15 protein-coding genes are annotated in these 19365 nt (G+C 64.8%); 10 read left to right on the forward strand and 5 right to left on the reverse strand.

The genetic code is table 11. The features are described 5' to 3' along the window. Positions 1-36 precede the first annotated feature (36 nt). From DVS29_RS09955 to DVS29_RS09985, 7 genes are all read left to right on the forward strand, one after another. A complete protein-coding gene (locus DVS29_RS09955) occupies positions 37-1170 on the forward strand; it encodes a polyamine ABC transporter substrate-binding protein (protein WP_118180279.1) in 1134 nt (377 codons plus the stop codon). Positions 1171-1401: 231 nt separating this feature from the next. Next, on the forward strand, positions 1402-2556 hold the full coding sequence (locus tag DVS29_RS09960; protein WP_118180280.1) for an ABC transporter ATP-binding protein: 1155 nt from the start codon (positions 1402-1404) through the stop codon (positions 2554-2556). Beyond that, positions 2553-3527: an ABC transporter permease subunit gene (locus tag DVS29_RS09965; RefSeq protein ID WP_118180281.1), complete on the forward strand. Its 975-nt coding sequence runs from the start codon at positions 2553-2555 to the stop codon at positions 3525-3527. Before DVS29_RS09960 ends, DVS29_RS09965 begins: the two co-directional genes overlap by 4 nt. Further along, the gene (locus DVS29_RS09970) at positions 3524-4426 is read left to right on the forward strand and encodes an ABC transporter permease subunit (protein ID WP_118180282.1); all 903 of its coding nucleotides are present in this window, start codon (positions 3524-3526) and stop codon (positions 4424-4426) included. The genes DVS29_RS09965 and DVS29_RS09970 overlap by 4 nt, the downstream gene beginning before the upstream one ends. Positions 4427-4463: 37 nt before the next feature. Continuing rightward, positions 4464-6035 (forward strand): DUF3138 family protein, encoded by a 1572-nt coding sequence (locus DVS29_RS09975; protein WP_118180283.1) that lies wholly within the window; start codon positions 4464-4466, stop codon positions 6033-6035. Positions 6036-6111: 76 nt separating this feature from the next. Next, a complete protein-coding gene (locus DVS29_RS09980; protein WP_118180284.1) occupies positions 6112-7404 on the forward strand; it encodes an NAD(P)/FAD-dependent oxidoreductase in 1293 nt (430 codons plus the stop codon). Then, a complete protein-coding gene (locus DVS29_RS09985) occupies positions 7401-8714 on the forward strand; it encodes an NAD(P)/FAD-dependent oxidoreductase (RefSeq protein WP_118180285.1) in 1314 nt (437 codons plus the stop codon). The genes DVS29_RS09980 and DVS29_RS09985 overlap by 4 nt, the downstream gene beginning before the upstream one ends. 18 nt (positions 8715-8732) lie before the next feature. Here DVS29_RS09985 and DVS29_RS09990 read toward each other — a convergent pair whose 3' ends face one another. The 4 genes from DVS29_RS09990 to DVS29_RS10005 form a co-directional block, all read right to left on the reverse strand. Then, on the reverse strand, positions 8733-10475 hold the full coding sequence (locus DVS29_RS09990) for a phospholipase D-like domain-containing protein (RefSeq protein WP_118180286.1): 1743 nt from the start codon (positions 10473-10475) through the stop codon (positions 8733-8735). Between the two features lie 242 nt (positions 10476-10717). Next, the gene (locus DVS29_RS09995; RefSeq protein ID WP_118180287.1) at positions 10718-11521 is read right to left on the reverse strand and encodes a family 1 encapsulin nanocompartment shell protein; all 804 of its coding nucleotides are present in this window, start codon (positions 11519-11521) and stop codon (positions 10718-10720) included. Further along, positions 11514-12578, reverse strand: coding sequence for a Dyp-type peroxidase (locus tag DVS29_RS10000; RefSeq protein ID WP_118180288.1), 1065 nt, complete (start codon positions 12576-12578; stop codon positions 11514-11516). Before DVS29_RS10000 ends, DVS29_RS09995 begins: the two co-directional genes overlap by 8 nt. 282 nt (positions 12579-12860) lie before the next feature. Further along, positions 12861-13733: a LysR family transcriptional regulator gene (locus tag DVS29_RS10005; protein ID WP_118180289.1), complete on the reverse strand. Its 873-nt coding sequence runs from the start codon at positions 13731-13733 to the stop codon at positions 12861-12863. A gap of 124 nt (positions 13734-13857) precedes the next feature. Here DVS29_RS10005 and DVS29_RS10010 point away from each other — a divergent pair, with 124 nt between their 5' ends. Next, on the forward strand, positions 13858-15321 hold the full coding sequence (locus DVS29_RS10010; RefSeq protein ID WP_118180290.1) for an MFS transporter: 1464 nt from the start codon (positions 13858-13860) through the stop codon (positions 15319-15321). Positions 15322-15486: 165 nt separating this feature from the next. Further along, complete coding sequence (locus tag DVS29_RS10015) at positions 15487-16506, forward strand: DUF2891 domain-containing protein (RefSeq protein WP_118180291.1); 1020 nt, start codon at positions 15487-15489, stop codon at positions 16504-16506. A gap of 84 nt (positions 16507-16590) precedes the next feature. Here DVS29_RS10015 and DVS29_RS10020 read toward each other — a convergent pair whose 3' ends face one another. Further along, entirely contained in the window at positions 16591-17322 is a 732-nt protein-coding gene (locus DVS29_RS10020) for a ribonuclease activity regulator RraA (RefSeq protein ID WP_118180292.1), read from the reverse strand. A gap of 619 nt (positions 17323-17941) precedes the next feature. Here DVS29_RS10020 and DVS29_RS10025 point away from each other — a divergent pair. Further along, positions 17942-19336 (forward strand): hypothetical protein, encoded by a 1395-nt coding sequence (locus tag DVS29_RS10025; protein WP_118180293.1) that lies wholly within the window; start codon positions 17942-17944, stop codon positions 19334-19336. Positions 19337-19365: the final 29 nt, after the last annotated feature.

The following is a 19365-nucleotide window of genomic DNA, read 5'->3' on the forward strand; positions in this document are numbered from 1 at the left end:
CCGGCTGGAAATTCATCTCCCAGGGGAAAAACCACCATGAGCGTCAGTCATCTTCGTCATACGATCGTAGCGGCCTCGGTTGCCGGAACGCTGGCCACCGCCGCGCTGCTCACCGTACTGCCGGTTACCCCCGCGCTCGCCGCGGACACCGAGCTGAACGTGTACAACTGGTCCGACTACATTGCGAAGGACACCATCCCGAACTTCGAGAAGCAGACCAGCATTCACGTCAAGTACGACAACTACGACAGCGATGACACGCTCCAGGCGAAGCTGCTTGCGGGCAGCTCGGGTTACGACATCGTCGTGCCGACGTCGAACTACATGGCCAAGCAGATCCAGGCGGGCGTGTACCAGAAACTCAACAAGGCCGAGCTGCCGAACCTGTCGAACCTCGACCCCGTGCTGATGAAGATGATCGCCGACGCCGATCCGGGCAACCAGTACGGCGTGCCGTGGGCGTACGGCACCGACGGCATCGGCTACAACGTCGAAGCCGTGCAGAAAGCGCTCGGCGCGAATGCGCCGGTGGACAGCTGGGCGCTCGTGCTGGACCCCGCGAACTTGTCGAAGCTGAAGGGCTGCGGCGTGTCGTTCCTCGATCAGGCCGTGGACGTGTTCGCCGCGACGCTGCAGTACATGCACAAGGATCCGAACAGCACGAACCCGGCCGACTACCAGGCTGCATTCGAAGTGCTGAAGAAAGTCCGCCCGTACATCACGCAGTTCAATTCCTCCGGCTACATCAACGACCTCGCGAACAACGACATCTGCGTCGCGCTGGGGTGGTCCGGCGACGTCGGCATCGCGAGCCGCCGCGCCGCCGAGGCCAAGCGTTCGTACCAGGTGAAGTTCGCCAACGCGAAGGAAGGCGGCCTGCTCTGGTTCGACGTGATGGTTATCCCGAAGGATGCACCGCACCCTGAAGCCGCGATGAAGTGGATCAACTACATCGAAGATCCGAAGGTCAACGCAGCGATCACCAACGAAGTGTTCTACCCCACCGCCAATCGCTCCGCGCGCCAGTTCGTGACGCCCGCGGTTTCTCAGGATCCGACCGTCTACCCGGGGGACGAGGTGCTGAGCAAGATGACGCTGATGAAGCCGGTTCCGACCGACATCCTGCGGCTCGAAAACCGTCTGTGGGCGCAGCTCAAGACGGGCCACTGAGTCTTCTGCCGAGTCTTCCACCGAGCCTTCTTTCCGTGACGACCTGATCCGGGCCGCGCTGCCGGATCCCCTGAACGCCGACGATTCGCGGCGCAGGGATCGCTCGATCCCTGCCCGCACGTAGTACCGCGCAGTCCCGTATCCCCGATCGCTGGAGCCTGTCTGCGAGTTGCCTTGCGCACCTCGTATGGGAGCGCTCGTGCCCGCGATCTGCAACGAATGGTCAAAGCCATGAATTCGACATCCTCAAGCCGCACCGCCGACACGGTGCGCAACACGGTCACGAAGTCTTCCGATACGCGCGAATTCGTTCGCATCGAAAACGTCGTGAAGAAGTTTGGCGAAAGCACCGCGGTCGACAACGTCAACCTGACGATCGAGAAGAACGAGCTGTTCGCGCTGCTCGGCAGTTCGGGTTGCGGCAAGTCGACGCTGCTGCGGATGCTCGCAGGTCTCGAGACCGCGACGTCGGGCCGCATCTTCGTCGACGGCGAAGATCTCGCGACGCTGCCGCCATACCGGCGCCCGGTGAACATGATGTTCCAGTCGTACGCGCTGTTTCCGCACATGACGGTGGAAGCGAACGTCGCGTTCGGCCTCAAGCAGGAAGGCGTACCGAAGAAGGAGATCAAGGAGCGCGTGGCCGACGCGCTCAACCTCGTGCAGATGAGCCGCTATGCGCAGCGCAAGCCGCATCAGCTGTCCGGCGGCCAGCAGCAGCGCGTTGCGCTCGCGCGCTCGCTCGTCAAGCGTCCGAAGCTGCTGCTGCTCGACGAGCCGATGTCCGCGCTCGACAAGAAGATCCGCCAGAAAACGCAGCTGGAGCTCGTCAACATCATCGAAAAAGTGGACGTGACCTGCGTGATGGTCACGCACGATCAGGAAGAAGCGATGACGATGGCGTCGCGCCTCGCGGTGATGAGCGAAGGCCGCATCGTGCAGATCGGCACGCCGAGTCAGGTGTACGAATTTCCGAACAGCCGCTTCTCTGCAGAGTTCATCGGCTCGACCAACCTGTTCGAAGGCCTCGTCGTGGAGGACGAACCCGACCATATTTTCGTGGAGAGCGAGGACCTCGAAGCGCGCATGTACGTAAGCCACGGCATCACGGGTCCGCTCGGCATGCCGGTCGGTATCTCGGTGCGCCCGGAGCGGGTGTCGGTCTCGCTGCAGAAGCCCACCAGCAAACACAACTGGGCGCGCGGCGTCGTGTCGGATGTCGCGTACATGGGCAGCTATTCGCTGTATCACGTGCGCCTGCCGAGCGGCAAGACGGTCGTGTCGAACCTCTCCAGCTCGCACCTGATGCAGCAGGGTGCGCCCTCCTATAACGACGACGTGTTCGTCTCCTGGTCGCCCGCCAGCGGCGTGGTGCTGACGCAATGAGTACGAATACCCCGCTCCCCTCCGCGGCGCTCGATACGCCGCGCGCCGCGCCCGCGTTCGCGGGCATCAGGCAGCGCCTCGCGAAACTGCTGCCGTCCGGCCGCACCACCGTGATCGGCGTGCCCTTCATCTGGCTGACGCTGTTCTTCGCGCTGCCGTTCGTGCTGGTGCTGAAGATCAGCTTTGCTGAACTGCAACTCGGCATTCCGCCGTACTCGCAGCTGATGACGATGAAAGACGGCGTCGTGAACTTCGCGATCCATCTCGGCCACTACGCGTTCCTGCTGCAGGACGATCTCTACATCGCGACCTACATCAGCTCGCTGAAGATGGCCGCGATCTCGACGGCGTTCTGCCTGCTGATCGGCTATCCGATCGCGTACTACATCGCGCGCTCGGCGCCCGCCACGCGCAACCTGCTGATGATGGGCGTGATGCTGCCGTTCTGGACGTCGTTCCTGATCCGCGTCTATGCATGGATCGGCATCCTGAAAGACGACGGTCTGCTCAATCACACGTTGATGGCGATCGGGCTGATTCACGAGCCCATCCGCCTGTACCACACCGACATCGGCGTCTATATCGGCATGGTCTATTCGTACCTGCCATTCATGGTGATGCCACTGTACGCGCACCTCGTGAAGATGGACCTGACGCTGCTGGAAGCCGCGTACGACCTCGGCGCGAAACCGTGGACCGCGTTCACGCGCATCACGTTGCCGCTGTCGAAGAACGGGATCATCGCCGGCAGCCTGCTGGTGTTCATCCCCGCGGTCGGCGAGTACGTGATTCCTGAGCTGCTGGGCGGCGCGGACACGCTGATGATTGGCCGCGTGATGTGGGACGAATTCTTCAACGACATGGACTGGCCGATGGCGTCCGCCGTCACCGTCGCGATGGTGTTGCTGCTGCTCGTGCCGATGGCCGTCTTTCAGTACTACCAGGTCAAGGAACTGGAGGGCGCGAAATGATCAAGCCGAACAAGACGCTGTCCGCCACCGTGCTGACGCTCGGATTCCTGTTCCTTTACATCCCGATCGTGAGCCTCGTGGTGTTCTCGTTCAACGAGTCGAAGCTCGTCACCGTGTGGGCCGGTTTTTCGCTGAAGTGGTACGGCGCGCTGCTGCAGGACGACGAGCTGCTGGGCGCCGCCTGGCTCTCGCTGAAGATCGGCCTGATGACCGCGTGCGCTTCGGTCGTGATCGGCACGTGGGCGGGCTTCGTGCTGGCGCGCATGGGCCGCTTTCGCGGCTTCACGCTGTTCACCGGGATGATCAACGCACCGCTCGTGATTCCCGAGGTGATCCAGGGGATCTCGCTGCTGCTGCTCTTCGTCGCGCTCGAACAGATGCTCGGCTGGCCGAAGGGTCGCGGCATCTTCACGATCTGGATCGGCCACGTGATGCTGTGCGTTTCGTACGTCGCGATCATCGTGCAGTCGCGCGTGAAGGAGCTGAACCGCTCGCTCGAAGAAGCCGCACTCGACCTGGGCGCGACCCCGCTCAAGGTGTTTTTCCTGATCACGCTGCCGCTGATCTCGCAGGCGCTGATGTCCGGCTGGCTGCTGTCGTTCACGCTGTCGATCGACGACCTCGTGCTGTCCGCGTTCCTGTCGGGCCCTGGCTCGACGACGCTGCCGCTCGTCGTGTTCTCGCGCGTGCGGCTCGGCCTAAACCCCGAGATGAACGCGCTCGCCACCATCTTCATCAGCGCGGTGACGATCGGCGTGATCGCCGTCAATCAATGGATGACTGCGCGCGAACGAAAACGCACCCGCGACATGCAGCAGGCGTTCGCCGCCGCGGATGCCGAACCCGCGCCCGCCCCCGCCGCCGTCGCGCGCCGTTCGCTCGACGCGGCCCGCGCCTGACCCCGACTTCGCAATACGACTAACAAGGAGAACGTGCATGAAGAAGAAACTCATCTGCGTGCTGGTAGCGGGATGTCTACCAGGACTCGCGTCGGCAGATGCGACCAGCGACCAGATCAAGGCGCTGCAGGCGCAGCTCAACGCGCTGCAGAAGGAAGTGAAGCAGCTGCGCGCGGAAGTCGCGGCGAAGCCGCAGGCAGCCGCCGCGCCGGTTGCGGCCGCGCCGGCGCCGGTCGACGTGTCGTCGCCGGACTGGGGCAAGGCGCCCGCGACGATCTCGAACGACGACCTGACCGCGCTGAAGCAGCAGGTCGCGAACCAGCAGCTGAAGGTCGATTCGCTGAACGACGCGGCCACCACCGGACCGATCGCCGGGCTGTCGGTCACCGGCTATATCGATCCGACGTATCTGTATAACCGCTCGGCCAGCTCGTCGTCGTTCCTGTTCGGCAACCACGAAAGTTCGTACAACTACTTCAACAGCTCGTTCGGCGACCTGTACCTCGACATCAAGAAGACCTTCGGCGTAGGCCCGATGGCGCCATCGGCGGAAGTCACGCTGATGCCGAACCGCGGCAACGGCATCACACTCTTGCAGAACGAGCACGGCACGATCAGCGACAACATCCTGAACACCGCGGTGGTCACGGTGCCGCTGACGGCGACCACCACCTTCGTCGCCGGCCTGATGCCGAGCTTCGGCGGCTACGAGGTGCAGCAGTCGAACCAGATGCTGACGCTGACGCACGGCCTGCTGTACGACTTCTCGGATCCGGGCAGCTACGTGGGCGTGGGCCTTAACTACTCGCCGGACGGCAGCAGCTGGGCATGGAAGTTCATGCTCGCGAACGAGCAGTACCGCACCTACGGTTCGGTCGTGCAGACCGGCACGAACGCGCTCGGCGACCCGATCACGCAGAGCAACAAGATCCCGACCTTCACCGCGCGCTTCGACTACACGAAGTCCAGTGCGCTCGATATCGGCGGTTCGTTCAACATCGGCCGTCAGACGCTGGCGTCCGGCACGACGACCGACGCGAACGGCAACACCGTGCCGGTGTACGGTGTGGGCGGCGCAGCGCCGAGCGCGTTCGGCACGTTCTTCTTCGGCGAACTCGACGCGTCCTACACGCTCGCGGACATCCAGTACAACGCCGAAGTCGACTACGGCCAGCAGCAGAACGCCGCGTTCAACGGCGGCCAGGCGCAGTGGTACGGCCTGTCGTTCCTCGCGCACCGCAAGTTCAACATCGCGGGCCTCGGCCGGATGGGCGTGACGGCGCGCTACGACGTGCTCGCCGATACGAAGAACGGCGGCGGTGGCGGCGGCATCGCGCTGAACTCGAACGGCATGGACCCGTACGACGGCTTCGGCATCGGCGCGAGCTGTCTCGCGAACTCGAAGGCGAACGGCGGCCTCGGCTTCGAGTGCAAGGGCGCGGTGCACCAGGACGTTGCGCTCGACCTGCTGTTCTATCCGACCCAGCAGATCACCGTGAAGGTCGAATACCGTCACGACTGGGCGACCCAGGACACGTTCCTGCGCAGCGACGGTTCGTACGGCAAGTCGAACGACATCATCGCGACGCAGTTCATCTACGCGTTCTAACCTCACCTGAGCTGAAGTCCCTCGAAGCGCGGCGTGTTCTTCCGGAAGCGCCGTGCTTCGCACCAGCACACTGCCTATGCTCCGTTTCGCGAACCAGCCGCACGCCGCGTCGTACTACGCGGCCACCGTCAACGACACCACGCGCCACCCCGCGCTCGACGAATCGCTCGACGCCGACGTGTGCGTGATCGGCGCGGGCCTCACCGGCATCTCCGCCGCGCTCAATCTGGCCGAGCGCGGCCATCGCGTCGTCGTGCTCGAAGCGTCGAAAGTCGGGTGGGCCGCGAGTGGGCGCAACGGCGGCCAGATGATCGGCGGCTTCGCGTGCGGCGTCGACGAATTTTCAAAGCACCTGCCCGAAGCGGACGTGAAACGCATGTGGGCGATGGGACTCGAAACGCTCGCGATCGTCCGCGAACGCGTGGCGAAGCATCGGATCGACTGCGATCTCACAGACGGCTATCTGACTGCCGCGAACAAACCGCGCGATGTCGCTTCGTTGCGGAAGTGGCAGGACGAAGCGGCAAACCGCTTCGGCTACAACCGCTTCCGGTATGTCGAAGAAGAGGACCTGCCGCGCTACGTACAGTCGTCGCGCTACCTTGGCGGTCTTTACGATCCGGACAGCGGCCATCTGCATCCGCTCAACTACACGCTCGGCCTCGCGCGTGCTGCCGTGGAAGCGGGCGCGCGCATCTTCGAAGACAGCTGCGTCACGGCGCTGCGCGAGGAAAACGGCGCGCACGTCATCGAAACCGAACGCGGCCGCGTGAAAGCGCGCTTCGTCGTGCTCGCATGCAATACCTGGCTCGGCCCGCTTGCGCCGGATCTCGCGCGCAAGATCATGCCGGTCGGCACCTACGTGATCGCAACCGAGCCGCTCGGCGAAGCGCGCGCGAAAGCGTTGATGCCCGCGCAGGCCGCAGTCTGCGATTCGCGCTTCGTGCTCGACTATTTCAGGCCGTCGCCCGATGGCCGGCTGCTGTGGGGCGGCAAGGTCAGCTATTCGACGTTCGCGCCGCGCAATCTCGCCGACGCGATGCGGCGCGACATGCTGAAGACATTCCCGCAACTCGCCGACGTGAAGATCGACTACGCATGGGGCGGCTTCGTCGACATCACGATGAACCGCGCGCCGCATTTCGGCCGGCTGTCGCCCACCGTCTATTTCGCGCAGGGCTTCTCCGGGCACGGCGTCAATACGACCGGGCTCGCGGGCAAGCTGATCGCCGAGGCGATCGACGGCCAGGCGTCGCGCTTCGACCTGTTCGACAAGATTCGTCACCGCGATTTCCCGGGCGGCGCTACACTGCGCACCCCTGCCCTCGTACTCGCGATGGCCTGGTATCGAATGAAGGACCTGCTGTGACGAACGACAGTCTCGACCGGCGCGCCGACGCACTCGCGCGCCACTCTTACTACGAAGCAAGCGTCGCGCGCCCGACGCACGACGACCCGATGCTCGACAGCACGCTCGAGGCCGATGTCTGCGTGATCGGCGCGGGCTTCGCGGGTCTCTCCGTCGCGCTCGAATGTCGTGCACGCGGGCTCTCCGTCGTCGTGCTCGACGCGCATCGGCCAGGCTGGGGCGCGTCGGGCCGCAACGGCGGTCAGATGATCGCGGGCTTCGCGAAGGACGAGGAACTCGAACGGCAGCTCGGCACCGAAGGTGCGCGCGCCGCGTGGGCACTCTCTGAAGATGGCGTGACGCTGGTGCGCGAGCGCATCGAACGCTACGGCATCGACTGCGATTTCACGCAGGGCTATCTGACCGTCGCGACGCGCGACAAGCGCGTGCCCGATCTGCGCGCGTGGATGGACGCCGCGTCGACACGTTGGGGCTACCAGCATCTGTCGTGGCTCGAGCGCGACGCGATCCGCACGCGGATTGCGTCCGAGCGCTATCTCGCGGGTGTCTACGATGCACGCTCGGGGCATCTGCATCCGCTCAAGTACTGCCTCGGTCTCGCGGCCGCCGCGCGCGCGGAAGGCGCGCAGCTGTTCGCCCATTCGCCGGTGGTGTCGGTCGAACGCGGCGCGCGGCCGGTGGTGCGCACGCCGAAGGGTGAAGTGCGTTGCCGCTTCGTGGTGACATGCGGCAACGCAACGCTTGAAGGTGTGCTGCCGCGTTCCATCGAAGCGCGCATCGCGCCGATCGCGTCGTACATCATCGCAACCGAGCCGCTCGGCAAAGCGCGCGCCGATGCATTGATCGCGCAGCGCGAGGCGATCTGCGACAACAACTTCTTTCTCGACTACTTCCGCCTGTCCGCCGACCATCGCGTGCTGTTCGGCGGACGCGCGAGTTCGAGCGGCGCATCGGCCGACCAGCTCTCGGGCGATATCCGCGCGCGAATGCTCATGGTGTTCCCGCAACTCGCGGACGTGAAGACCGACTACGCATGGGGCGGCTTCGTCGACGTCACGCGTAACCGCACGCCGGACTTCGGCGCGATCGATCCGAACTTCTACTACGTGCAGGGATTTTCAGGGCACGGCGTCGCGCTGACTGGAATCGCCGGGCGCGTGGTGGCCAGTGCGATCGCCGGCGAGCGCGGCGCGTTCGATCTCTTCGCGCAACTGCGGCATGCGAGGTTTCCAGGCGGGCCCGCAATGCGCAGGCCCGCACTCGCGATCGGGATGTTCTATCACCGTGTGAGAGAACTGCTGGCGGCGTGATCGCAGGGCAACACGCGCCTACCGCGCAAACAGCTGCCGCTCCTTTTCGCGGATATCGTTCGCCGTGTAATACCTCGACCACCATTTCTCGCCGTCGAGCTTGAGACGCAGCGGCTGTGCGGACTTTCCAGCCTTTTTCAGCGCCTCCGCGAACGCATAGTGATCGATCAAACGGATGCCTTCGATCGCGAACGCGGTGGCGATCGCCCGGTCGTAGATCGCGATCAGGTTGTCCGCGTTACTCTCTTCGCCGCCCTCCGACAGATTCGACGAACCGCAGAACACGACCGGGTTGGTCCCGTTGAAATCGGCGACCACGAACTTGTGATGCACGATGTGCGAAGCCGCGCCGTGCACCTCCAGTTCGCTTGAGAATGGCGCAGGAAAGCGCTCGGGATTCGCCTTCGAATACACCAGTTCGCCGCCTTTGGACGATGGCGTAAACACGGTCGTACCGTTGACCGTGTCGTCGTCGGGATCGACCGAATCCGAAATGCCGTACGAGAAGACCTTGCGGTCGGCATGCAGCTGCGACAGCGCCTTCAGCACCTCGCCTTTGCCGTTCAGGTCCATCACCGCGAAGATCACGGAACTCTCCGCGCCGTCGATGGCGTTCAACACCCGCTTCAGCCCGACATCCGGCACCTTGTGCGGCGCAAACGAGAACACGAGCGACGGCATGCCCGGCTCGCTGATCGTGAACTCCTTCATCGAAATTTCTTTCGAGTAGAAGAACGGCGCGGACAGTTCGCCGTTCAGCGCGGTCTGGAACGCCTCTTCGTACTGCGCGGCCACCGCCGCATCGTCGAACACGATCACATGGTTCGCGTTCACGTACAGGCCGGTAATGGAGAAGTTCGTCGAACCCGTCAGCACCTTGACCGCCTTCCCGTGTTTATCGCGCTTGATCAGGATCTTGTTGTGCTGGAAGCGTTTGAATTTGCCGCGTCTGAAGCATTCCTGCTGCTGCGCCTGCGGTGCCGAACGGAGGATTTTTTCAAACGCCAGCGCTGCGACGGTTCCGTCCGCGTGTTCTTTCGAGTTGTCGGCGAGCAGCCTGAGTTTGCCAGCCTGCGCAAGCAGCGCGAATGCAGCGATGATCTGCGGTTCGTTGAGGTCATACACGAACGCATCGATCGTCGCGCCGTCCTCGTTGTGCACCTCGGTCAGAAAGGCATCGATTGTCTGGCGCGCATGACCGCCCAGCCATTCCCATCTGGCGATGTAATCCGCTGGATCGAAGTCCCAGTTCGCGGCCGTCACCTTGGGCGCATAGGGCTCATTCCTGAACCTGTCCGCATACGCCTGCGACGACAGATAGCCGCGCGTGAACGCCACCTCGATGTTGCCTTCCTGGAACGGGCCGACGTCGATCGTCAGCTGCACACTCTGGTCGTCGCTCAGCTTGCCGGACTGATCGTCGACGAACCGCTTGACGACCACTTCATAGCAGAATGTGCCGCTGGTTCCGTCCGCGGGAAAATCCAGCCACCAGAACTTCTGGAACGGCGCATCGTTCGACGGAAAGAACTTGCCTTCGTCATCGCCCGCCCGCTTCGTGAAATCGCCGTCGAACGACAGGCGGTTGCCGAGCCACGTCCAGTCTTCCGACGCCTGAAGCCGGCGGCGAATCGCAAAGCCGGCGAGCTTGTCGGTCAGATGGTCGCTCAAATCGAATGCGAGCATCACGCACCGGTCACCGGTATAAGCCTTCACAGTGAAGCCTTTCGACGACGCCGTAGCGGTAAAGATTCTGGTCATGCGATGCCCTCGGTTTATTTTGCACTACCGATTTAAATAAGCGAACCGGCACCGAAGACCTGTCACGCATAGTTCGACGCAGCGCTTCAAGCGGCCAGTTCACCCTGACGCACACGCGCTATTCTTTGCGTTGAACTATGAAAATGAGGTGACACGCGGGCAATGCGCTGTTGAATCACCCGCGCGCAAGGATGCCGACCGGACCGCCGCATCGCCATCCGGTCAGCCGTGGCGAAAATGCCTTATTCGCCGGATGCGAAAAACACCGCCGCTTCACCGGTCAGCATCAGGAACGCGAGCGTCTCGCGAAGATAGAGCTGCACGGTCGTATCGGTGTGATTTGAATAACCGATCGACACATCCTGCCCGAGGTGCAGTTCGTAGTCGCCGCCGCGCGTGGTGAGCACGCAACCGCCTTCGATCGCCGGCGCCCAGATGATGTCACCGTTCACGATCCGCTTGATGTGCTGCGCGATCGGATAGCCCTGGTCGCTGCCTTGATCGAGCGCGGTGTACGCATCGGCGCCGAGCAGCACCGAGTACGGCCCGTCGACGCCCGCGAGCCGCAGCGTTTCGAGCGCGCGGCTGATCGCATCCGGATACGCGCTCACGTCCGCGGGCAGATCGATCGGCGCATTCGACGAACCGTCGCGGATACCCGTGATACCCGCCGCCGGATAACCGTTGAAGATCGCGCCGTCTTCCGCCAGCGCGAGTTCGTTCGCGGCGATCTTCGCGGGCTGCCAGTCGCCGTCGTTCGAGCCGCGCTCCACGCTGTCCACGGCGTCGCGCTGCAGCACGAACGGCACCGTGAATTGCGCGAGCGCCTTCACTTCGGCGAGCTTCGCGCTTACGCCTTGCCTCGGCGCGGCAATCGTCGTCTGATGGCCCGTGCCGATACCCGAGAGGCTCGCGCCGCCCGCGGTCTTCACATCGACCACGCGCCGTCCCGCCACCGAACGTTTGAACGTGCGCGCCACTTCCGCTTCGATCTGCGCCCACGCGGCACTGGAAATCGGCGCGAGTTCGCGATGCAGGTTATTCATGCTGGGGCATTCCTTTGAGAGAGCCGATCTTCAGCGACCCATCGTCGTGTTCGTCGGTAGACATGGGCTCCACGTGAGGTGTTGACTGCGATGCGTTCGTGCCGACGGAGGACGGATCGCTCGAAGCGAGTTCGTCGAACATTGCGACGGCCGGCACGAAGAACAGGCCGCCCGTGATCGCGCGACTGTAGTCGAGCAGCCGGTCGTAGTTGCCCGGCGGCCGCCCGACGAACATGTTGTCGAGCATCTGTTCGAGCGGCGCGGGCGAGCGTGCATAGCCGATGAAATACGTGCCGAACTCTTTCGCGCCGGGATGGCCGAACGCCATGTTGTGGCGCAGGATCTTCACTTCCTCGCCGTTCTCGTCGAGCGTCGTGAGCGAACTGTGCGACGACGAAGGCTTCACCGCCGCATTCAGTTCGATATCGGAGAGCTTCGTGCGGCCGATCACGCGCTCCTGCTGTTCGACGGTCAGCGCATTCCACGCAGACATGTCGTGCAGATACTTCTGCACCATCACGTAGCTGCCACCCGCGTACGTCGGGTCTTCGTCGCCGATCGTCGTGAACTTCACGGCTTCGTTGCCGGCCGGATTCTCGGTACCGTCGACGAAACCGATGATGCCGCGCAGGTCGAAGTAGCGAAAGCCGTGCACCTCGTCGACTACGGTCAGCGAATCGCCCAGCGGTTCGAGCAGTTGCGTCGCGAGCTCGAAGCACAGGTCCATGTGGTCCGCGCGAATGTGCAGCAGCACGTCGCCGGGCGTTGCGGGCGCGTGGCGCCCGGCTGGACCAGTCTCGCGAAACGGATGCAGCGCGGCGGGACGCGGCGCGCCGAAGAGCCGGTCCCACGCGTCGGACCCGAAGCCGCAGACGCACGACAGATTCGCAGTCGGCGCGCGTGCGCCGACGGACCGGACCAGCGCCGCGATGTCGGCGCACCATGCGCGCACGGCGGCGGCATCGTCGCTGGACGTGCCGACGGTCGCGACCATGAAGATCGCGCTTCGCGTGACGGGAAGACAGACGGCTTGCGACTCGGGAATGTCGTTGAGCATCGGGCGTGGACTCGGGTTGGACCGCTCGAGCAATGTCGGCCGGGATCGACCGCTGGAACCTGCCTGCAAGCATTGAAACGAATGGCGCAACCTGGCGCGGAGGCGCGCGTCATTCAGTGATAGTTGCAAACGAAAAGAAATGCAAAGCGTTGCGCGACGACGAGTCACCCCGTTTGCGATGAAAGCTCAAAGCCTCAGCGCATGGACGCCGCGTTCATCCGACGATACCGCCGTTCCATGCCACGCGCGTGACGCTCCCCGGTACGCGCCGGATGCCCGGGCTCACACCAGCAGTTGCCGCGCGAGCACCTGGCGCGCCTGCACGACCGTATCGCGCTCGCCATGCAGCGGCGGCGTCAGCGAGAACACCGCCTCGGGCAGCGCCGGCAGCCGGTGTTTCGGGCCGAGCCGCACGAGCCCGTCGCCGATCGACGATGCACTCAGACAGCCGACGCCCAGCCCGGCCACGAGCATCGACTGCAACCCCGCCACGCCCGATGCGCTGTGCACGAGCGCATAGCGGATGCGCTGCGCTTCGAGCGAATGCACGGCGATCTGGTGCAGCAGACAGTCGCCCGGCAGCAGCACGAGCGGCAGCGGATCGGGCAGCTGATCGGCGAGCGTGGGCGCGCAGACCCAGTAGAGCTGCTCGCGGCGAAGCTCCCAGCGCGGGTCCGGCACGGCGGGCCGCACCGGGCCGGCCGACAGGTTCATCACGACGCCGAGATCGAGCTGTCCCTTCGCGTGCGCCTGCTCGATCTCCGTGCTCTTCATCGTACTCACGTGCAGGCTCAGTTGCGGATAACACTCGCGCAGCCGCGCCAGCATCCCGGCAACTTCATGGGTACGGAAGTAGTCTGTAATGGCGACGCGCAGTTCGCCCTTGATCGCCTGACCGCGCATTTCATCGAACGCCGCCTCGTTCAGCGCGACGATGCGCCGCGCGCGCTCCAGCAGCAGCGTGGCCGCGGGCGTAAGCTCGATGCCGCGCTTGCTGCGCACGAACAGCGGCACGCCGGCGCGCACCTCGAGCTTGCGCATCTGCTCGCTGACAGTGGATTGCGACAGATGCAGCGACGGCGCGGCCGCGGACAGACTGCCCGAGTCCGCCACCACGGTGAAAGTTCGCAACTGGTCGAGTTCGAAGCCGCGCATGGTCTGGGTCCACCATCTATCGATTAACTCGATGGATATTACCACCTATTCCAGCTTTTCCGTCAGATGCGCGAGCGGCAGAATATCGTTTCGATCGACTGCTCTCTTCCCGACAGGCTCCCCGATGCCCGACAACGCCCTCGCCACCGCCTCACCCATCGCCAAAGCACCCTGCACGCCCGCCCATCGTCACCACGGCTGGGCACTCGTGGTGCTGCTGGTCGGCGCGATCCTGCCGCCGCTCGACTACTTCATCGTCAACCTCGCGCTGCCGGCCATCCACGACGGCGTGGCCGCCAGCTCGGCGCAGCTCCAGCTGGTGATCTCAGCCTACGCGTGCGCGAATGCCGTGATGCAGATCACCGGCGGCCGGCTCGGCGACCTGTACGGCCGCAAGCGGATGTTCATGCTCGGCATGGCGGGCTTCGTGATAGCGTCGGCGGTGTGCGGTTTTGCGGCGAGCGGCTCGGTGCTGGTGGCGGGGCGCGTGCTGCAAGGGCTGTTCGCCGCGATTCTCACGCCGCAGGTGCTGGCCACGATCCGCAGCGTGTTCACGCCGCAGGAACAGGTGCGCGTGATGGGTTTCTTCGGCTTCGTGTACGGCGTCGCGGCGGTGATCGGGCAGCTCGGCGGCGGAGCGTTGATCAGCCTGCATCCGTTCGGGCTCGGCTGGCGCTCGATCTTCCTCGTCAATCTGCCGATCGGCGTGCTGGCGCTCGTCGGCAGCTGGCGCTTCATTCCCGAGAGCCGGCCGCCGCGCGGCGCGCGCATCGATCTGCCGGGCACGCTGCTGCTGTCGCTGTTCCTGCTGATGCTCGTCTACCCGCTCACGCGCGGCCGCGAGGAAGGCTGGCCGCTGTGGATGCAGCTGTGCCTGATCGGCACGCTGCCGGTGCTCGCGCTGCTGCTGCGGGTGGAATGGCGCAAGCTGTCGGCGGGTCAGGATCCGCTGCTGGATCTGCGCCTGTTCCGTCATCCGGTGGTGGCGCTCGGGCTGGTGCTGGCGTTCCTGTTCTATACGCTGAGCGCGTTCTTCCTGACCTACGGCATCTGGCTGCAAAGCGGCCTCGGCTGGTCGCCGCTGATGTCGGGGCTCGCGATCCTGCCGTTCGGGCTCGGCTTTCTCGCGAGTCCGCTGTTCACCACGCGCCTCGTGCAGCGCTTCGGCGGGCATCGCGTGCTGACGCTCGGGTTCGCGTCGATCGCGTGCGGACTCGGGCTCGCGGCCGCGCTCGCCGGCGCGAGTGCGCCGCCGGCCGGCTTCTATCTGGGGCTCGCGGCGATGGGTATCGGCCAGGGGCTGGTGCTGCCGTCCGTCGTGCGGATCGTGCTCGCCGAAGTGAACCCCGAACGCGCGGGCGTCGCGTCGGGCATGATCACCGCCACTTTGCAGATTGGCGCGGCGGTCGGCGCGGCGACGCTCGGTGGCCTGTTCTTCTCGAAGCTCGGCGCGCAACCCGGCGCGCACGACTACGCGCTGGCGTTCAAGCTGTCGATGTTCGCGCTCGTCGCGATCATCGCGCTCTGCACGGGGCTCTCGATGGCGCTCGGGCCGCTGCACCGGCGCGCGCACGTGGTTGTGGGGTGACGGCAAGACGCGACCGTCACGCGCGCTTCGCTTCGAACGCGGTCCGCGCAGCATTCATGCGCGAGGCGGCATGCGGGCGCGGCGGGCTACATCACTGCGTTGCGGCATAATCGTCGGGCTGTGTCGCTCCCGCTCAGTTCACCCTCACTCCGCAACGAGGCAACGATGACTGCCCGACTCGACGCGCCGATCGCCGCGAAATTCGCGGACCTGGCGCTCGCGCATCTGACGCGCGAATATCCGAACAAGCTCACGCATGCGCTCGCCGGTCCTGAAGATGTGCAGGGACCGCGCGCGCTGCATCCGATTTTCTATGGCAGCTACGACTGGCATTCGTGCGTGCACGGTTACTGGCTCGTGCTGCATCTGCTCGCGCGTTTTCCGGATCTGCCGCAGGCGGCGCGAATCGTCGCGACAGTTGATGAACACTTCACGCCGCACAACGTGGCGGGCGAATGCGCGTACCTGAACCTGCCGCACAATCGCGGCTTCGAGCGGCCGTATGGCTGGGCGTGGCTGCTTGCGCTGTCGGCGCAGCTCGAAGCGCTCGATGAACGCAGCGTGCCGCAGGCCGCCGCGTGGAAGCGCGACTTCGCGCCGCTGACGGAGATTTTCGTCGAGCGCTTCAGCGAGTTCCTGCCGAAGGCGACCTATCCGCTGCGCGTTGGCACGCACTTCAACATGGCGTTCGCGCTCGCGCTCACGCTCGACTTCGCGCGGCAGACGTCGCGCGCGTCGCTCGAAGCGCTGGTTGTGGACACAGCGAAACGCTGGTATCTGAACGACGCCGGCTGCCAGGCGTGGGAACCGGCCGGCGACGAGTTTCTGTCGCCGTCGCTAATGGAAGCCGAACTGATGCGCCGCGTGCTGCCGGGCGATGCGTTCGTCGGCTGGTTCACGCGCTTCCTGCCCGATCTCGCCGCGAGCGAACCCGCGACGCTCTTCACGCCCGTCACCGTCACCGATCGCTCCGACGGCAAGATCGCGCACCTCGACGGGCTGAACCTGAGCCGCGCGTGGTGCCAGCGGTCGCTGGCTCGCGCGTTGCCCGCGGGCGATCCGCGCATCGCGCTGCTCGACGATGCCGCGAACCGGCATCTCGATTCCGCGCTGGCTCACGTCGCCGGCGACTACATGGGCGAGCACTGGCTCGCAAGTTTCGCGACGCTCGCGCTGGAGGCGTGAGGTTGTGAGCACAAGCGGTGCGGCGGCTCCCGATAGATCCTGGTAGATCCCGGTAGATAACAACAAACCACCGCCGCCGCCCTTTTACCGCTTCCCGCACCACTCCGCGTAAGCGGCCATCGTTTCCTCGTTCGGCGGATAGGTGCCGCGCAACGGCCGCCCTTCCGCAATGCGTTCGGTGATGAACGCTTCGAGGCGCTCCTGCTCGGTCGCGTCGCGCGCGACTTCCTCCGCCATCTCCTTCGGCACGATCACGACGCCGTCCGCATCCGCGACGACGATGTCGCCCGGATACACCGGCACGCCGCCGCATGCGATCGGCACATTCATATCCACCGCGTGATGCTTCGCGAGGTTGAGCGTCGGCGCGGCGCCCGCGCACCAGAGCGGCAGGCCGAGCTCGGCGATCGTGCCGCTGTCGCGCACCGGGCCGTCGGACACCATGCCGGCGACGCCGCGCGTCTTCAGCCGCAGCGCGAGGATCGATCCGACCGACGCCGTCGCGGTCTCACGGCGGCAGTCCTGCACCAGCACGCTGCCCGGCGGCGCCGATTCGACCGCCTTGCGTTGCGGATGGTCCGGGTTCTGGAACACGCCGACGTGGTCGAGGTCCTCGCGCGCGGGAATGTTGCGCAGCGTGAACGCCGGCCCGACCAGGTTCGGCGCACCCGGCGCCGGCTTCACGAGCGGCGCGACCCCTTGCAGGAACACGTTGCGCAGACCGCGCTTGAAAAGCTGGGTGGTCAGCGTCGCAGTGCTGACGTGGCGCAGCTGTTCGAGCGCGGCGTCGCTGACGCGTTGGTCCGATGCAGTCATACGGTACTCCGGATAAGTGGTCAGTTGTCTGACAGGTTGCGTGACGCGTCATCGTACCCCGCGCCTGCGGCCGTTGGGAAGCGGGATCGTCACGAAGCAAGGCCCTGCACGGAATGATAGCGCGCGCCGCGGTGCGATCGAGGTCGCGCCCGGTCGCGCGCAATCTTGTCAGGCAACCGCTCGCGACACCCGTCGCCATGCTCGGTCCAGCAGGCCTCCGACACGTAATCGTTACCTCCCGTTACATCCTCACTCACATCTTGTTACTTCTCGTTACTTCTTGTTTTGCGAATTTTTAACGTTTGCGAGCATTTCTTTTCGGCGTTTTCACGACAGAGCAAATCCGACCGATACACTCGCAACGCGCCAGGAATTTCCTTCCTGATTGCAGGTGGCAGTCTGGCAATCGTCTAATTAAACAGTAAAAGATGCCGTAAATTAGAGCAAGCATCGGAATATATTGCCGCCACCCCATACCGATCGCCGGCGCTCTCAATAGCGACGGCATCCGGCTGAAGCGTCGTCACAGGCCCCCCTTCCGCGCCATGCCCGCCCATCCCGTCGTACCGATCACGCGTGATCTCGAACCGAACGCGTGGTTTTAATCAGGAATCCTATCGTGTCGCTGAAAAAATCGTTTAACGCAGTGCGCGCGCTCCGCGCTGCCGCCGTCTCCGCGTCGACGGACGCCGCCCCGGCCGCGGGTACGCTGCAATCGCGCCGCCGGTTTCTCACCGGCCTTGCGATGGGCGCCGGGTCGCTTGCGCTCGCCGCCTGCGGCGGTGGCAGCGAAGGCACCAGCACGCTGAGCGAAGCGGCCGTTGCCGCGTCCGCGAAAAGCACGAAAGCGACGACGCTCGTCGAGTCCGCGTCGGGCACGACGGTCCCGTCCGGAACGTCGATCATCGACGGCAACCTGATCAAGTGGACGCTCTCGAGCGGCAAGGTGATGCGGGCGGGCGTGAACACGGGCTGCCCGGTCAGCGCGGCGCTGGTGCTCTACTGGAATCACACGATCTACGCGCGCAACGCGAACGGCACGTGGTACATCAACGTGAACAACGTGTGGAAGGTGTCGGCGGATCCGCGCCTCACGTCGACGCCGATCTTCTACGGCATGAACGGCCATCCGCTCGATAACGTCGGTGCGTTCGCGACGCAGACGCCCGCGCAGCAGATCGCAACGCTCGTCGATCTCGGCGTGACCGTCTATCGTCTGGACTGCTACGGCGCGACGAGCGATGCGCAAACGATCCTCACCTACGCGCAGCTCGGCGCGGCGAACGGCGTGACGATCGTGCCGTGCTTCGCGATGAGCCAGCCGATGATGATGTCGAGCGAGCAGGACAACTACAACTGGGCGTACCAGTGCGGCATCAACATCGCATCGGTGCTGAGCGCTTACTGCCCGATCTATGAGATCGGCAACGAGATCGACCAGTGGTGCTCGATCGGCGTCGGCGAAACGGCGGCTTCGTTCGACAACACGCGCTACCAGCTGGTGCGCGGCTTCCTGCGCGGCGCGGCGGACGGCATCCACTCGGTGCAGCCGAACGCGAAGATCATCCGCGGCGGCTGCGTGACGACCGAGGTCGGCTTCAACAACATGCTGTGGAACGGCACGCAGCCCGACGGCACCACGGGTCATCCGCTCGTGCAGTGGGACTACACCGGCTGGCACTGGTACGAGACGAGCGGCGATATCGTGTCGGCCTACGACGGCACGTCGACCTCGCTGAACGTGCTGCAGAACCTGCAGCAGTACGGCGTGCCGGTGTGGCTGACGGAGGTGGGCTTCAATCCGGGCGATGCGGATCAGGGTGCGGCCTACATCTCGAAGGCGCTCGCGGAGTACGTTGCGGACCGCGCGAAATACAACATCGCGGGCATCTGCTTCTACGAACTCTACGACGTCACCGGCGACGGCAACTTCGGCCTGATCCAGAACGACGGCGTGACGAAGAAGCAGGGGTATGCGGCGTTCAAGAACTTCATCGCGAGCAATCCGGCGTGAAGCATGCCCGCCGCATGAAATGAAAGGAG

The sequence above is a fragment of the Paraburkholderia phosphatilytica genome (genome assembly GCF_003443895.1).
Lineage (GTDB): Bacteria > Pseudomonadota > Gammaproteobacteria > Burkholderiales > Burkholderiaceae > Paraburkholderia > Paraburkholderia phosphatilytica.

What these genes read in the sequence shown, in the direction of transcription:
- DVS29_RS09955 (WP_118180279.1), top strand. Translation starts at nt 37, where the DNA reads ATGAGCGTCAGTCATCTTCGTCATACGATCGTAGCGGCCTCGGTTGCC.
- DVS29_RS09960 (WP_118180280.1), top strand. Translation starts at nt 1,402, where the DNA reads ATGAATTCGACATCCTCAAGCCGCACCGCCGACACGGTGCGCAACACG.
- DVS29_RS09965 (WP_118180281.1), top strand. Translation starts at nt 2,553, where the DNA reads ATGAGTACGAATACCCCGCTCCCCTCCGCGGCGCTCGATACGCCGCGC.
- DVS29_RS09970 (WP_118180282.1), top strand. Translation starts at nt 3,524, where the DNA reads ATGATCAAGCCGAACAAGACGCTGTCCGCCACCGTGCTGACGCTCGGA.
- DVS29_RS09975 (WP_118180283.1), top strand. Translation starts at nt 4,464, where the DNA reads ATGAAGAAGAAACTCATCTGCGTGCTGGTAGCGGGATGTCTACCAGGA.
- DVS29_RS09980 (WP_118180284.1), top strand. Translation starts at nt 6,112, where the DNA reads ATGCTCCGTTTCGCGAACCAGCCGCACGCCGCGTCGTACTACGCGGCC.
- DVS29_RS09990 (WP_118180286.1), bottom strand. Translation starts at nt 10,475, where the DNA reads ATGACCAGAATCTTTACCGCTACGGCGTCGTCGAAAGGCTTCACTGTG.
- DVS29_RS09995 (WP_118180287.1), bottom strand. Translation starts at nt 11,521, where the DNA reads ATGAATAACCTGCATCGCGAACTCGCGCCGATTTCCAGTGCCGCGTGG.
- DVS29_RS10000 (WP_118180288.1), bottom strand. Translation starts at nt 12,578, where the DNA reads ATGCTCAACGACATTCCCGAGTCGCAAGCCGTCTGTCTTCCCGTCACG.
- DVS29_RS10005 (WP_118180289.1), bottom strand. Translation starts at nt 13,733, where the DNA reads ATGCGCGGCTTCGAACTCGACCAGTTGCGAACTTTCACCGTGGTGGCG.
- DVS29_RS10010 (WP_118180290.1), top strand. Translation starts at nt 13,858, where the DNA reads ATGCCCGACAACGCCCTCGCCACCGCCTCACCCATCGCCAAAGCACCC.
- DVS29_RS10015 (WP_118180291.1), top strand. Translation starts at nt 15,487, where the DNA reads ATGACTGCCCGACTCGACGCGCCGATCGCCGCGAAATTCGCGGACCTG.
- DVS29_RS10020 (WP_118180292.1), bottom strand. Translation starts at nt 17,322, where the DNA reads ATGACTGCATCGGACCAACGCGTCAGCGACGCCGCGCTCGAACAGCTG.